Here is a 12,429-nt window from a genome sequence, read left to right as displayed (position 1 = left end):
CTGCACCGAGCGGCACCCGGCCGCACCTTCCCCGCGACGCCGCACGCGAGGGCCAGGAGGGCATGGCCAAGGAGGCCCAGCATGACTGACAGCGTGGTCGACGTCCGGAACGCCGCGGCCGGTTACGACGGGCGGGAGATCCTCCGGGACGTCTCGCTCAGCCTGCCTCCCGGCGACGTGGTCGCGGTGCTCGGCGCCAACGGCTCCGGCAAGTCCACGCTGATCCGGACCATCCTCGGCCTGGTGCCGCTGCGGCGCGGCGAGATCGAGTTGTTCGGCACGCCGCAGCGCCGGTTCCGGCAGTGGGCCCGGATCGGCTATGTGCCGCAGCGCCTCGGCGCCGGCAGCGGGGTGCCCGCCACGGTCGGCGAGGTGGTCGCGTCCGGGCGCCTGGCCCGGCGCGGGATCTTCCAGCTGCCCGGCGCGGCGGACAAGACGGCGGTCCGTGACGCGCTGACCGACGTCGGCCTGCTGGACCGCATCGACGACCCGGTGGCCACCCTCTCCGGGGGTCAGCAGCAGCGCACCCTGATCGCCCGCGCGCTGGCCGGCCGGCCCGACCTGCTGGTGCTGGACGAGCCGAACGCCGGCGTGGACGCGGCGAGCCAGGAGGCGTTCGCCGCGGCGCTGACCCGGTTCGCCACGGCCGGCGGCACGATCCTGCTGGTGCTGCACGAGCTGGGCCCGCTGCGGCCGCTGATCGGGCGGGCCGTCGTGGTGCACGACGGCCGGATCGCCTACGAGGGGCCGTCCCCGGAACCGGCCGGCCACCACGCCGAGCCGGATCACGACCACGTGCACCCGCACGCCGACGAGGTGGCGGCCGGCATCTGCGAGTGGGCGCCGACCGAGGGGACCAGAACGTACTGATGGAGCTTCTCGCGTACCCCTTCATGCTCCGCGCCCTGGCCGGCGCGTTGATCATCGGTCTCACCGCGCCCGCCCTCGGTATCTACCTGGTGCAGCGCCGCCTGTCGCTGATCGGGGACGGGATCGGGCACGTCGCGCTGACCGGTGTCGGGGTCGGCCTGCTGACGAACAACTCCCCGGTGCTCACCGCGGTGGTGGTCGCCACGATCGGGGCGGTCGGTGTGGAGCTGATCCGCGAGCGCGGGCGCACCTCCGGCGACCTGGCGCTGGCGCTGCTGTTCTACGGCGGCATCGCGGGCGGCGTGGTGCTGGTCGGGCTCTCCGACGACAAAGGCAACTCGAACCTGATGCAGTACCTGTTCGGGTCGTTGATCACCACGTCGCCGCAGGACATCGCGGTGATCGGCGGGCTCGCGGTGGCCGTGCTGGCGGCCATGCTGCTGCTGCGGCCGGCGTTGTTCGCGCTCTGCAACGACGAGGAGTATGCCCGGGTCAGCGGCCTGCCGGTGCGCACGCTCAACATCCTGCTCGCGGTGACCACCGCGGTGACCGTGACGATCGCCATGCGCACCGTCGGCCTCCTGCTGGTCTCCGCGCTGATGGTGGTCCCGGTCGCCGCCGCTCAGCAGGTCACCCGCGGCTTCCGCAGCACCATGGCGGTGGCCATGCTGATCGGGCTGGGCTCGGCCGCGGCCGGGGTGCTGGTCTCGGCCGAGGCGGACACCGCGCCCGGCGCCACCACGGTGCTGATGGCACTGGTGGCCTTCCTCGGCACCACGATCGGCGGCATGATCCGGCGGGCGCTGCGCCGGCACTCCCGCCCGCCGGTGACGGCGGAGCCACCGGACGTCGTGCTAAAAACGGTGGGACAACCATGACGACCACCGGGTACGAAGCGTACGAATCAGCCGGCGCGCTGCTGCGCGCCCTCTCCGCCCCCATTCGCGTCGCCATCGTGGTCGAGCTCGGCACGGGTGAGCGATGTGTGCACGATCTGGTGGAGAAACTGGGCGCCCCGCAGCCGCTCGTCTCGCAGCACCTGCGGGTCCTGCGCGGCGCCGGTGTGGTGCGCGGGGTGCGGCGCGGCCGGGAGATCGCATACTCCCTGGTGGACGAACACGTCGCGCACATCGTCACCGACGCCGTGAGCCACGCCAGGGAGAGCCGACAGTGAACCCGCCAGTCAACTCGGACGCCGCGCCCCGCAACACCAAGCAGCGCAGCGCGGTCAGCGCCGTCCTCGCCGAGACCGAGGGCTTCCACAGCGCGCAGGACCTGCACGCGATGCTGCGGGAGCGGGGCGAGCAGGTCGGGCTGACCACGGTGTACCGGACGTTGCAGGGACTCGCCGACGCCGGTGAGATCGACGTGATGCGCCCGCCCGGCGGCGAGCACCTGTACCGCCGGTGCAGCCAGGGGCACCACCATCACCTGGTGTGCCGGTCCTGCGGCCGGACCGTCGAGGTGGCCGGCCCGGCGGTGGAGTCCTGGGCGGACAAGGTGGCCGGTCAGCACGGCTTCGTCGACGTCTCGCACACGATGGAGATCTTCGGGACGTGCCCGGAGTGCGCCGCGAAACGGTGAGTGCGACCCTTCCGGGGTGAAGCTCTACGCCGACCGGCTGCCCACCGTGATCCGCCAGCTCCTCACCGACGTCCTGGTCGTGCTCTGGATCTATCTGTGGATCCGGGTCGCACTGTGGATCAACGACCTGGTGCAGAAGCTGGCCGTGCCCGGCCAGAAGCTGGAGGGCGCCGGCAGCGGCATCGCCGACAACCTGGCCGACGCCGGCAGCAAGGTGGGCCGGGTGCCGATCGTCGGTGACGAGCTGACCGCGCCGTTCACCGGCGCCGCCGACGCCGCCCGCGCCATCGCCGACGCCGGCCGGGAACAGCAGCAGTTCGTCGATCAGCTGGCACTGATCCTGCCGCTGGTGGCGATCTCCGTCCCGGTGGCGCTGGTGCTCTTCGGATGGCTCCCGGCACGGCTGCGCTGGATGCGCCGGGCCGGTGTCGCCGCCGCCGTCCGCGACGATCCGGCCGGCCGGGACCTGCTGGCGCTGCGTGCGTTGGCCGGCCGGCCGCTCAACGAGCTGGCGCGGCTCGGCCCGGACATCGCGCAGAGCTGGCGGGCCGGCGACACCGGCGCGGTGAACGCGCTGGCCGAACTGGAGCTCAGGCAGCTCGGTCTGCGGCGCCGTCGCTGACGTCGTCGTTCTCGTCCTCGTCCTCACCCCAGTTGCGGTGGGCGAACGGCAGCGCCACCCAGTACGCCAGGAACCAGATGGCGGTGGCCACGGTCAACGCGATCGCCCACTTCCAGTCCAGCACGTAATCGGTGATCAGCAGGACGCTGCTGACCATCGAGACGAGCATGAACGCCAGCCCGGCGGACGCCACCTTGTGCGCGTACCGCACCAGCTCGGGCTTGCGGCCCTGCCGGAACAGCGCGCGGTGGAACGCGACCGGCGAGATGATCAGCGCGGTGGCGAACGCCGCACTGATCAGCGCCACGATGTAGGTGTCCTTCTGGAAGTTCGTGGCCTGCGGGAAGCCGCTGCTGAACGGAAGGGTCAGCAGGAACGCGAAGAGGATCTGCACGCCGGTCTGCGCGACCCGCAGCTCCTGCAGCAGGTCAGCGAAGTTCCGGTCCCAGCGCTGCTTCTCGGTCTCGCCACCGGAGTGACGCGATGGCTCTTGGGGTGAATGTTCTCGGGGAGTGTGGGTGTCGACCGCCATGTCGCGCAGCCTTCCCGATCCGGCTCATCATCAAACGCCGATCCGTGCCAGCACGGCGTCCGCCAGCTCGCGCGGCGCCTGTTCAGGCACCCAGTGGCTGACACCCTTCATGGCCACCAGCTGATAGTCGGCCTCCACCCAGTCGGCGGTCCGGAGGGCGGCGGTCAGTCCGACCACACCGTCCCGGTCGCTCCACACGTAGGTGGTCGGCACCTTCACCACGCCCACCCCGGCCACCTGGTCCAGGGAGAAGGCCCGGTACCAGTTCAGCCCGCCGGTGAGCCGGCCCGGCTCCCGCATCGCCTCGACGTACTGCTCGGCGTGGTGCAGCGGGCGCAGCATCCAGCGCAGCACGGTGGCGTTCCGGCCGAGCAGCAGCCGTTCCGCGGCGCCGGACTGGAAGACCTTGAAGTACGCGAACCGGGCGCGCTGCGACGGGCGCACCCGCAGGGCCAGCATCAGAGCGCGGGGGTGCGGCACCGAGATCGCGGTGAGCGTGCGGAGCCGGTCCGGGTGGCGGGCGGCCAGCAGCCAGCCGATGTGCGCGCCCCAGTCGTGGCCGACCACGTGCGCCTTCTCCACGCCGAGGTCGTCGAGCACCGCGAGGGCGTCGGCCACCATCTCGTCCAGCCGATAGGCGGACACTTCGTCGGGCCGGGCGCCCGCCGTGTAGCCGCGCTGGTCCATGGCGTAGGTGCGCAGACCAGCGGCGTGCAGGCGCGGCGCCAGCAGGTCGAACTCCCGGTGGTCCTGTGGGAAACCGTGCAGCAGGAGCACCGGCTCGCCGTCCTCGGGCCCGCCCGCGTACACGTCGAACGTCAGCCCCCGAGCCTTGACCTCCATGTGATCGCTCCCTCCCTGTTCCCGGCCGTTACCTGGTGTTAGCGTCATCGAAGCACATCCACCGAAGGTAGTCCGCCTCCGACGGAGATCCGCGCCGTGCGCGGTTCGAGGCCGGGGACGGGTGAAACTTCGATCCGACAGGGGAGCGCACAGCGCTGAGAGTGCGGGTGAACCCGCAGACCCTCGTACCTGATCTGGGTAATGCCAGCGCAGGAAGTTCGGTCCACTCCAGCCGCGTCGTGCCCGGGCATCGCCGCCCGGTGCCGCGGCGTGCGTCTCCTCCCGGTACCCGCTGGGAGGCGTCATGAAAGACAGCACCACCAACCGCTGGCGAACGATGGACATCGTGATCGCCTCGGTGATCGCCGTGGCGTTCGGCGTGATCTTCTGGGCCTGGAACACGGTCTGGGCGGTCACCGAGAGCGCCTTCGCCTTCTTCCCGCCGGCGCAGGCCCTGCTCTACGGGATCTGGCTGATGCCGGCCGTCCTCGCCGGCCTGATCATCCGCAAGCCGGGCGCCTCGCTCTACACCGAGCTGGTGGCGGCGATCGTCTCCGCGCTGCTCGGCAACGCGTGGGGCCTCACCGTCATCCCGCAGGGGCTGGTGCAGGGCCTCGGCGCGGAGCTCGTCTTCGCGGCGCTGCGCTACCGGTCGTACCGTCTGCCGGCCGCCCTGCTGGCCGGCGCGATGACCGGTGTGAGCGCCGCGATCTTCGACTTCTTCGCGTGGAACTCGGAGACCGACCTCTGGTCCTACCGCGTCCCCTACGCGCTGATCACCGTGATCAGCGGCACGATCCTGGCCGGTCTCGGCAGCTGGGCGCTGGTCCGGGCGCTGGCGCCGACCGGGGTGCTGGACCGGTTCGGAGCGGGCCGGGAACGGGAACTGATCTGACATGAGCGAGGTGCGGCTCCGCGGCTTCGGGTGGCGGCACGCCGGGCGCCGCGCCTGGGCGGTCCGCGGGCTGGACCTGGACATCCGGCACGGCGAGCGGGTGCTGCTGCTCGGTCCCTCCGGGGCCGGCAAGAGCACGCTGCTCGCCGCGCTGGCCGGTCTGCTGCCCGAGGACTCCGGCGAGGCCGAGGGCACGATCGAGATCGATGGACTGGAGCCACGGAAGGCCTCCCGGGTTTCAGCGGGTCCTCCGCGCCGTCCGGAGGACCAGGCGCCGGTAACAGCACAGTCGCCGGTGGGCATCGTCTTCCAGGATCCGCAGACCCAGCTGGTGATGGCCCGCAGCGGGGACGACGTCGCGTTCGGCCTGGAGAACCGGGGTGTACCCGCCAAGGACATCTGGCCACGGGTCTCCGACGTGCTGGATCGCGTCGGCTTCGCGTACCCGATCAACCGGCTCACCGCCGCGCTCTCCGGCGGCGAGGCGCAGCGTCTCGCACTCGCCGGCGTCCTCGCCCTGCGGCCCGGCCTGCTGCTGCTGGACGAGCCCACCGCCAATCTCGATCCGCAGGGCGCCGAGCTGATTCGCGAGGCGGTCGGCCGGGCCACCGGGCCGGAGACCACGCTGATCATCGTCGAGCACCGGGTGGCGGAGGCCCTGCCGCTGGTCGACCGCGTGGTCGTGCTGGAGCCGGGTGGTGGGGTGCGCGCCGACGGCGCACCCGACGTGATCTTCGCCGCCTTCGGCGACAAGCTGGCGGACGAGGGCGTCTGGGTGCCCGGTTTCCGCACCTCGCCGGTCAAGGCGGCGCCGAACCAGGCAAACCCTCCTTTGGTACGCGCGGAGCACGTCACCGTGGCCGGTCGTCTGGCCCCCGTCTCGGTCTGTGCCGCGGCGGGCGAGGTGCTGGCCGTCACCGGGCCCAACGGCGCCGGCAAGTCGACCCTGGCGCTGCTGCTCGGCGGACTGATCGCGCCCACCTCCGGGCGGATCGAGGGGTTCGGTGACCGGCGACCGCCGCACCGGTGGCGGGCCACCACGCTGACCCAGCGGATCGGGTCGGTCTTCCAGAACCCGGAACACCAGTTCGTCACCGGGCGGGTCGCCGACGAGCTGGCGCTCGGGCCGCGCCGGATCGGCCGGTCCCCGGCGGAGGTCCGGCGGATCGTCGACGAGCTGCTGGACCGGCTGCGCCTGAGCCGGCTCGCCGAGGCCAACCCGTACACCCTCTCCGGCGGAGAGGCGCGCCGGCTGAGCGTGGCGACCGCGCTGGCCACCGCCCCCCGGCTGCTGGTGCTGGACGAGCCCACGTTCGGTCAGGACCGCCGCACCTGGCGGGAGCTGGTCGACCTGCTGGCCGCGCTGCGGACGCAGGGGCACGGGATCGTCGCGGTCACCCACGACGACGCTTTCGTGCGTACCCTCGCTGATCGGATGTTGGCCCTCGGAGAGCCGGCGCCGGACCCCCTGCCGCGGAGGACGCGACCTTGAGCCTGTCGCTCGCACCCATCGCGGACGTGTCCGCGCCGCTGGCGCGCCGCAACCCCGTCGCCAAGCTGGGCGCCGCCCTGCTCTTCTCGCTGCCGCTGATCGCGACGGTGGACCCCTTCACGCCGGCTGCCGCGCTGGTCGTCGAGCTGGCCCTGCTGCCGCTCTTCGGGGTGCGGCTGCGGCTGCTGCTCCGGCGGGCGGCGCCGCTGCTGCTGACGGTGGCCGGGGTGCTGGTCACCATGGTGCTGTTCGCCGCCGACCGCAGCGGCGAGACGCTGGTGTCACTCGGGCCGATCGACATCACCACCGGCGTGCTGGCCACCGCCGGCGCGCTGGCGCTGCGGATCTTCGCGGTGGCGCTGCCCGGCCTCATCGTGCTCGCCACCACCGACCCGACCGATCTGGCCGACGCGCTGGTGCAGAACGCCAAGGCGCCGGCCCGGTTCGCGATCGGGGCGCTGGCCGCGTTCCGGATGGTGCCGCTGCTCGGCCAGGAGTGGCGGGCGCTCACCCTCGCCCGCCGCGCCCGTGGTGTGGACGCCGGGCGCAACCCGGCAGCCACCCTGCGGCTGTTCGTGTCGACGGCGTTCGCCCTGCTGGTCGGCGCGCTGCGGCGCGGCGTGCGGCTGGCGGTGGCGATGGACGCGCGCGGCTTCGACTCCGGCACGCCCCGCACGTACGCCCGCCGGCAGCTCTTCACCGGCGGGGACACCGCGCTGGTGGTCTGCGCCGGGCTGGCAGCCGCGGCGATCCTGACGCTCTCCGTCGCCTGGGGATTCTTCCGGCCGATCGTCGGTTGATCTTTTCGATCGTTCGCCGGGTGGTCATCGGATCGCCAGCGGCCGTTGTCCTTCTCGGACGAAGGTGACGCGCATGGGTCACGGCCACGATCATCATCATCACGTCGAGGACGCCACCGGCGCCGACGTTCCGCCCGCGCTCGACCTGAGCGTCCCGGACACCGAGCTCTCCCCCGGCGACGCCACCCGTCGCCGCTTCCTTCTCGGAGCCGGCCTGCTCGGCGCCGGCGCGGCCGCCTCGGTGCTGGCCCGCCCCGGCGCCGCCGCTGCCGCCGGGCTCCCGCACACCCACGACCACGCCGGTGGCGGCTCGGCCAAGGGCGGCTTCCGCTGGCTCGCCGGCGACCACCACATCCACACGCAGTACAGCTCGGACGGTCAGTACCGGGTCATCGACCAGGCGCTGAAGGGCCACGCGTACGGCCTGGACTGGCTCGTCATCACCGACCACGGCAGCGCAACACACGCCAAGATCGGCGTCGACAAGGTCAACCCGGACATCCGCAAGACCCGCGCCGAGCTGCCCGAGCTGCTCACGTTCCAGGGCCTGGAGTGGAACATCCCGGCCGCCGAGCACGCCACCGTCTTCGTGCACCCGGGCAAGAACGAGGTCGACGTCCTCAAGCAGTTCGAGAACGCCTACGACGGGTCGCTGCTGCCGGCCACCAACACCGCCGCGCAGAACGAGGCCATGGCGATCGCCGGCATCAAGTTCCTCGGCGAGCAGGTGCGCCGCCGCAAGATCGACGGCGCGCTGTTCCTGGCCAACCACCCGGCCCGGCGCGGCATCGACTCGCCGCACGAGATCCGCAACTGGCGCGACGCCGACCCGACCGTCGCGGTCGGCTTCGAGGGCGCCCCGGGCCACCAGGCCGCGGGCATCCCGGCGCCGAACGGCCGCGGCGGCGCGCGCGGCTTCTACGACAACAACCCGTCGGCCGCGTCGTTCCCCGGCTACCCGCTGGAGAGCTACCGCACCTGGGGCGGCTTCGACTGGATGACCGCCACCGTCGGCGGCCTCTGGGACAGCCTGCTCGCCGAGGGTAAGGCGTGGTGGATCACCGTCAACTCGGACAGCCACGTCAACTACCTGGACCAGACCGAGCGCGGCCCGGGCAGCGACTTCGCCGCCAACGGCAAGTACAACGACCCGGTCTACGCCGGGACGATCAACACCGGGGCGGGCGACTTCTGGCCGGGCTTCTACGGGCGTACCAACGTCGGGTCGTCGTCGTTCTCCTACCGAGCCGTCATGGACGGCCTGCGCGCCGGACGCGTGTGGGTCGACCACGGCCGGCTGATCAAGGGCCTGGACGCCCGGGTCCGCGTCGCCGGCGACCGTCGCACCGCGCACGGGACGCCGCTCGGCGGTGTGCTCCAGGTCCGGCGGGGCACCTCCACCGAACTGGTCCTCGAGATCGACCTCCAGGACGTGCCGAACTGGGCGGGCTTCGTCCCGGCGCTCAAGCGGGTCGACGTGATCGTCGGCACGGTCACCGGCCCGGTCGCCGACAAGGACGCGTTCACCACCCCGAACACCAAGGTGGTCAAGTCCTTCGAGATCTCGCAGACCAGCGGGAAGATCACCCTGTCGTACGCGCTGGGCCGCCTCGACAAGCCGTTCTACCTGCGGGTGCGCGGGACCGACGGCAACCGCACCCAGCCGGGCCTGATGGGCACCGCGGTCGACCCGTACGGCCCCCAGCTCGACGTGATCGGCTCCGCCGACCCGTGGGGCGACCTGTGGTTCTACACCAACCCCATCTGGGTCCTCCCCCGATGACTGCACTTCCGATGGCGCCGGCTGCCCCCGCAGCCGGCGCCGCCCGGATCGTCGGGATCAGTTTCGGTCACCGCACCCTGGCCGAGGCCGACCACTGGATCCAGTCGCTGTCCCCGGCGCCGGTGCTGGCCTGCACCCACCTGGTCACGTCACCGTTCCCGCACGTGGCGATCAGTGTCCTCACCGGGCACGACCTGCCCGGCCCACCGGAGCTGTCGGGCGCCGCCACCCTCGCCGCCGCCGGGCAGTCCGGGCGTGCGGTGCGGTTTCCCGGCGTCGAACGGCTGACCGGCGAACTGACGGTCAGCGAGATCCTGCAGCGCAGCTCGATCTCCCGGGTCGAGGTGCTCGGCAGCGGGCCGGCGGACCCCACGACGGTGGTGGAGACCGGCGACTTCGTCCGCCCGCAGTTCCGCGACGGCGAACTGGTGCTGGTGACCACACCGGCGGCCGGCGGACGGCTCGTGCCGTTCGAAAGGCGGGATCCCACCCCCTGCTGTGCCGACCACTGATCGGACGCTTTCTAGGCTGAGGTCATGTCGGGGATCCTGTTGCCACAGATGCTGGCCGAGGCGCGCAGCGGCGTGCTGCTCTTCAGTCTCACGCCGCCGCGCCGTAGCACCACCGAAGAACGGATCAAAGAGATCGCCGAGGCCACCCTGCAGCGCCTCGGCGGTCTCGACCTGGACGGCCTGCTGCTGTACGACATCGACGACGAGTCCGACCGCAACCCGGACGAGCGGCCCTTCCCGTACCTGCCGACGCTGGACCCGGCCCGCTATTACGCCGAGCACCTGACCGGCTGGCGGAACCCGGTGGTCATCTACCGCTGCGTCGGCAAGTACTCCGTCGACGATCTGCGGGACTGGATGACCGGCGTGGACTCCCGGGTCCTCAGCGTCTTCGTGGGCCCCTCCTCCGGCGGCAAGCCGGTGCGCTGCGGCCTGCGCGAGGCACAGGAACTGCGCGCCGCCGTCCGGCCCGACCTGCCGCTGGGCGCCGTGACGATCGGCAAACGCCGCGACGAACACCTGCGCATGCTCGCCAAACAGGAGAACGGCGTCTCGTACTTCATCTCGCAGGTCGTCTACCAGGTCAACGAGACGAAGAACCTGATCAGCGACTACTTCTACGAGTGCCGCGCCCGGGGCGTCGCACCCCGCACCCTGATCTTCACGCTGTCGCTCTGCGGATCCCTGAAGACCCTGGCGTTCCTGGACTGGCTGGGCGTCGACGTCCCCCGCTGGCTGCAGAACTCGCTGCGGCACTCCCCCGACCCGCTCGCCGAGTCGTACCGCCAGTGCACGGCGATCGCCCGCGACCTGGCCGACTTCTGCGAGAACCTGGGCATGCCATACGGCTTCAACGTCGAGAACGTGTCGATCCGGCGTACCGAGATCGAGGCCACCACCCAGCTCGCCAACGAGGTGGCCACCCTCCTCCGCGAGCGAGACCGACGCCCCTGACCCGCCCGCCGCGCCCGCGGAGAGTGGGTGCTCAAGGTGCCGACGCGGGCCGGCGCCGATCTCACCCGGTCGGTACTTCACCGGTTCGCGGACCGACGGCAGTCAGTCGACCGGGTCCGGCACGAGGACCCCATCGAGTCGGCTGGCCGGTCACCTTCGCCACCTGGGCGAAGTCGTTGTCGAAGTGGAGAACGCCGGGGACGGTCGTACACCTTGATCGACTCAAGCGGTGAGGGCTGGGAGGATGGGGGCATGCTGGTTGCCTTTTCCGTCACGCCGATCGGCGCGGGCGACTCGGTCGGTGATGCGGTGGCCGAGGCCGTGCGGGTCGTCCGGGCCTCCGGCCTGCCGAACCGGACCGACGCCATGTTCACCACCATCGAGGGCGAGTGGGACGAGGTGATGGCCGTCGTGAAACAGGCGGTGGACGCCGTCGCGGCGGTCTCGCCGCGGGTCAGCCTCTCGCTCAAGGCCGACGTCCGGCCGGGTGTCACCGGCGCGCTGACCGCCAAGGTGGAACACATCGAACGGGTGCTGAACCAGTCGTGAGGCGCCTGGTGATGTGGGACATCGACTACACGCTGCTGCGCGGCGGCGGGGTCGCCGCCCGGGCCTGGAAGGCGGCGTTCACCGAGCTGACCGGGGTGGCCTGGCGGGACACACCGGTCTTCGGCGGGCGCACCGACCTGGCCATCTGCGCCGAGGTGTTCCGCGCGCACGGTGTCACCGACTGCACGCCGGAGCGGTTCTTCGCCCGCTACGTCGAGAAGATCGCGGCGAGTCGGCACGAGTTCGCCGAGCAGGGCTCGCTGATGCCGGGTGTCCGTGAGGTGCTGACCCGCCTCGGCGACGATCCCGGTGTGGTGCAGACGCTGGTCACCGGCAACGTCCCGGAGGTGGCCGCGGCGAAGGTGGCGGCGTTCGGGCTGGACGGCTCGTTCGACGCCGAGGTGGGCGGTTACGGCACGGACGACAGCGTCCGCGCCACCCTGGTGCGGCGCAGCCTGGAACGGGCCGAGGCGAAGTACGGCGAGGCGTTCCGCCCGGTCGTCATCGGCGACACGGTCAACGACGTGTCGGCGGCGCTGGCCAACGGGGCGGTCGCGGTCGCGGTGGCAACCGGTGCCACGGCGGCGGCCGAGCTGGCCGAGGCCGGCGCGCACACCGTGCTGCCCGACCTCAGCGACGTCGAAATCGCGGTCCGCGCCCTGACCACCTGACCCCCCAAGCGCCCACCCAGCGTGGGGACTTGAGGTTCGCTCCGCACCCAAAGTCCCCACACAAGGGCTCACCCCCGCACCGTGGGGACTTAAGGCTCACTCCGCACCCAAAGTCCCCACACGCGGGCTCGACCCAGGCAGCGCGGCGGGCGTGGCGTGGCGTGGCGCAGCGGAGACGGGGCGGGCGCGGCGAGGCGCGGCGCAGGGTGCGTGGCGTGGCACGGTGCGGCGGGACGGGCGGGCGCAGCGCGGCGGGGCGTGGCACAGGGCAGCGCGGCGCAGGGCGCGTGCCGTGGCACAGGGCGCAGCGTCGCGGGGCGTG

At 72.1% G+C, this 12,429-nt stretch carries 15 protein-coding genes and 1 riboswitch; of the genes, 13 read left to right on the top strand and 2 right to left on the bottom strand.

Annotated features, from left to right (window positions below):
- Positions 1-81: 81 nt before the first annotated feature.
- From AC0NH5_RS29760 to AC0NH5_RS29740, 5 genes are read left to right on the top strand one after another with little or no spacing between them, the layout of a single operon-like run.
- Positions 82-870, top strand: a complete 789-nt coding sequence (locus AC0NH5_RS29760) for a metal ABC transporter ATP-binding protein (RefSeq protein ID WP_474410024.1) — start codon at positions 82-84, stop codon at positions 868-870.
- Positions 870-1,748 carry a metal ABC transporter permease gene (locus AC0NH5_RS29755; protein WP_474410022.1) on the top strand — a complete coding sequence of 293 codons (879 nt, stop codon included), beginning with the start codon at positions 870-872 and terminating at the stop codon, positions 1,746-1,748. The genes AC0NH5_RS29760 and AC0NH5_RS29755 overlap by 1 nt, the downstream gene beginning before the upstream one ends.
- Positions 1,745-2,044, top strand: a complete 300-nt coding sequence (locus AC0NH5_RS29750; RefSeq protein WP_474410021.1) for an ArsR/SmtB family transcription factor — start codon at positions 1,745-1,747, stop codon at positions 2,042-2,044. The genes AC0NH5_RS29755 and AC0NH5_RS29750 overlap by 4 nt, the downstream gene beginning before the upstream one ends.
- Positions 2,041-2,454, top strand: a complete 414-nt coding sequence (locus tag AC0NH5_RS29745) for a Fur family transcriptional regulator (RefSeq protein WP_474410019.1) — start codon at positions 2,041-2,043, stop codon at positions 2,452-2,454. Before AC0NH5_RS29750 ends, AC0NH5_RS29745 begins: the two co-directional genes overlap by 4 nt.
- A gap of 16 nt (positions 2,455-2,470) precedes the next feature.
- Complete coding sequence (locus AC0NH5_RS29740; RefSeq protein ID WP_474410017.1) at positions 2,471-3,076, top strand: hypothetical protein; 606 nt, start codon at positions 2,471-2,473, stop codon at positions 3,074-3,076.
- On the opposite strand, the gene AC0NH5_RS29735 is transcribed toward AC0NH5_RS29740, so the two are convergent.
- Both AC0NH5_RS29735 and AC0NH5_RS29730 read right to left on the bottom strand, forming a co-directional pair.
- On the bottom strand, positions 3,045-3,608 hold the full coding sequence (locus AC0NH5_RS29735; RefSeq protein WP_474410016.1) for a DUF6328 family protein: 564 nt from the start codon (positions 3,606-3,608) through the stop codon (positions 3,045-3,047). The two genes, AC0NH5_RS29740 and AC0NH5_RS29735, sit on opposite strands and share 32 nt — an antisense overlap.
- Before the next feature lie 30 nt (positions 3,609-3,638).
- On the bottom strand, positions 3,639-4,451 hold the full coding sequence (locus AC0NH5_RS29730) for an alpha/beta fold hydrolase (RefSeq protein WP_474410014.1): 813 nt from the start codon (positions 4,449-4,451) through the stop codon (positions 3,639-3,641).
- 129 nt (positions 4,452-4,580) lie between these two features.
- A riboswitch (TPP riboswitch) is annotated at positions 4,581-4,685 on the top strand.
- A gap of 70 nt (positions 4,686-4,755) precedes the next feature.
- Here AC0NH5_RS29730 and AC0NH5_RS29725 point away from each other — a divergent pair.
- The 8 genes from AC0NH5_RS29725 to AC0NH5_RS29690 all read left to right on the top strand — a co-directional run bounded on the left by AC0NH5_RS29725 (position 4,756) and on the right by AC0NH5_RS29690 (position 12,107).
- Positions 4,756-5,346: an ECF transporter S component gene (locus tag AC0NH5_RS29725; RefSeq protein ID WP_474410012.1), complete on the top strand. Its 591-nt coding sequence runs from the start codon at positions 4,756-4,758 to the stop codon at positions 5,344-5,346.
- Position 5,347: 1 nt separating this feature from the next.
- Positions 5,348-6,838: an ABC transporter ATP-binding protein gene (locus AC0NH5_RS29720; protein ID WP_474410011.1), complete on the top strand. Its 1,491-nt coding sequence runs from the start codon at positions 5,348-5,350 to the stop codon at positions 6,836-6,838.
- A 2-nt stretch (positions 6,839-6,840) separates the two neighbouring features.
- Positions 6,841-7,638 (top strand): energy-coupling factor transporter transmembrane component T family protein, encoded by a 798-nt coding sequence (locus AC0NH5_RS29715; protein WP_474410150.1) that lies wholly within the window; start codon positions 6,841-6,843, stop codon positions 7,636-7,638.
- A 73-nt stretch (positions 7,639-7,711) separates the two neighbouring features.
- On the top strand, positions 7,712-9,421 hold the full coding sequence (locus tag AC0NH5_RS29710) for a histidinol-phosphatase (RefSeq protein WP_474410009.1): 1,710 nt from the start codon (positions 7,712-7,714) through the stop codon (positions 9,419-9,421).
- Positions 9,418-9,933, top strand: coding sequence for a hypothetical protein (locus AC0NH5_RS29705; protein WP_474410008.1), 516 nt, complete (start codon positions 9,418-9,420; stop codon positions 9,931-9,933). The genes AC0NH5_RS29710 and AC0NH5_RS29705 overlap by 4 nt, the downstream gene beginning before the upstream one ends.
- Before the next feature lie 24 nt (positions 9,934-9,957).
- The gene (locus tag AC0NH5_RS29700; protein WP_474410006.1) at positions 9,958-10,887 is read left to right on the top strand and encodes a 5,10-methylenetetrahydrofolate reductase; all 930 of its coding nucleotides are present in this window, start codon (positions 9,958-9,960) and stop codon (positions 10,885-10,887) included.
- 252 nt (positions 10,888-11,139) lie between these two features.
- A complete protein-coding gene (locus AC0NH5_RS29695) occupies positions 11,140-11,436 on the top strand; it encodes an MTH1187 family thiamine-binding protein (RefSeq protein WP_474410004.1) in 297 nt (98 codons plus the stop codon).
- A complete protein-coding gene (locus AC0NH5_RS29690) occupies positions 11,433-12,107 on the top strand; it encodes an HAD family hydrolase (protein ID WP_474410003.1) in 675 nt (224 codons plus the stop codon). The genes AC0NH5_RS29695 and AC0NH5_RS29690 overlap by 4 nt, the downstream gene beginning before the upstream one ends.
- Positions 12,108-12,429: the final 322 nt, after the last annotated feature.

Source organism: Actinoplanes sp. 13 (assembly GCF_056134165.1).
The sequence above is the reverse complement of the archived record's forward strand: the minus strand, read 5'-3'. Positions and strand labels throughout refer to the sequence as shown.

What these genes read in the sequence shown, in the direction of transcription:
- AC0NH5_RS29750 (WP_474410021.1), top strand. Translation starts at nt 1,745, where the DNA reads ATGACGACCACCGGGTACGAAGCGTACGAATCAGCCGGCGCGCTGCTG.
- AC0NH5_RS29755 (WP_474410022.1), top strand. Translation starts at nt 870, where the DNA reads ATGGAGCTTCTCGCGTACCCCTTCATGCTCCGCGCCCTGGCCGGCGCG.
- AC0NH5_RS29695 (WP_474410004.1), top strand. Translation starts at nt 11,140, where the DNA reads ATGCTGGTTGCCTTTTCCGTCACGCCGATCGGCGCGGGCGACTCGGTC.
- AC0NH5_RS29710 (WP_474410009.1), top strand. Translation starts at nt 7,712, where the DNA reads ATGGGTCACGGCCACGATCATCATCATCACGTCGAGGACGCCACCGGC.
- AC0NH5_RS29730 (WP_474410014.1), bottom strand. Translation starts at nt 4,451, where the DNA reads ATGGAGGTCAAGGCTCGGGGGCTGACGTTCGACGTGTACGCGGGCGGG.
- AC0NH5_RS29760 (WP_474410024.1), top strand. Translation starts at nt 82, where the DNA reads ATGACTGACAGCGTGGTCGACGTCCGGAACGCCGCGGCCGGTTACGAC.
- AC0NH5_RS29700 (WP_474410006.1), top strand. Translation starts at nt 9,958, where the DNA reads ATGTCGGGGATCCTGTTGCCACAGATGCTGGCCGAGGCGCGCAGCGGC.
- AC0NH5_RS29735 (WP_474410016.1), bottom strand. Translation starts at nt 3,608, where the DNA reads ATGGCGGTCGACACCCACACTCCCCGAGAACATTCACCCCAAGAGCCA.
- AC0NH5_RS29720 (WP_474410011.1), top strand. Translation starts at nt 5,348, where the DNA reads ATGAGCGAGGTGCGGCTCCGCGGCTTCGGGTGGCGGCACGCCGGGCGC.
- AC0NH5_RS29705 (WP_474410008.1), top strand. Translation starts at nt 9,418, where the DNA reads ATGACTGCACTTCCGATGGCGCCGGCTGCCCCCGCAGCCGGCGCCGCC.
- AC0NH5_RS29725 (WP_474410012.1), top strand. Translation starts at nt 4,756, where the DNA reads ATGAAAGACAGCACCACCAACCGCTGGCGAACGATGGACATCGTGATC.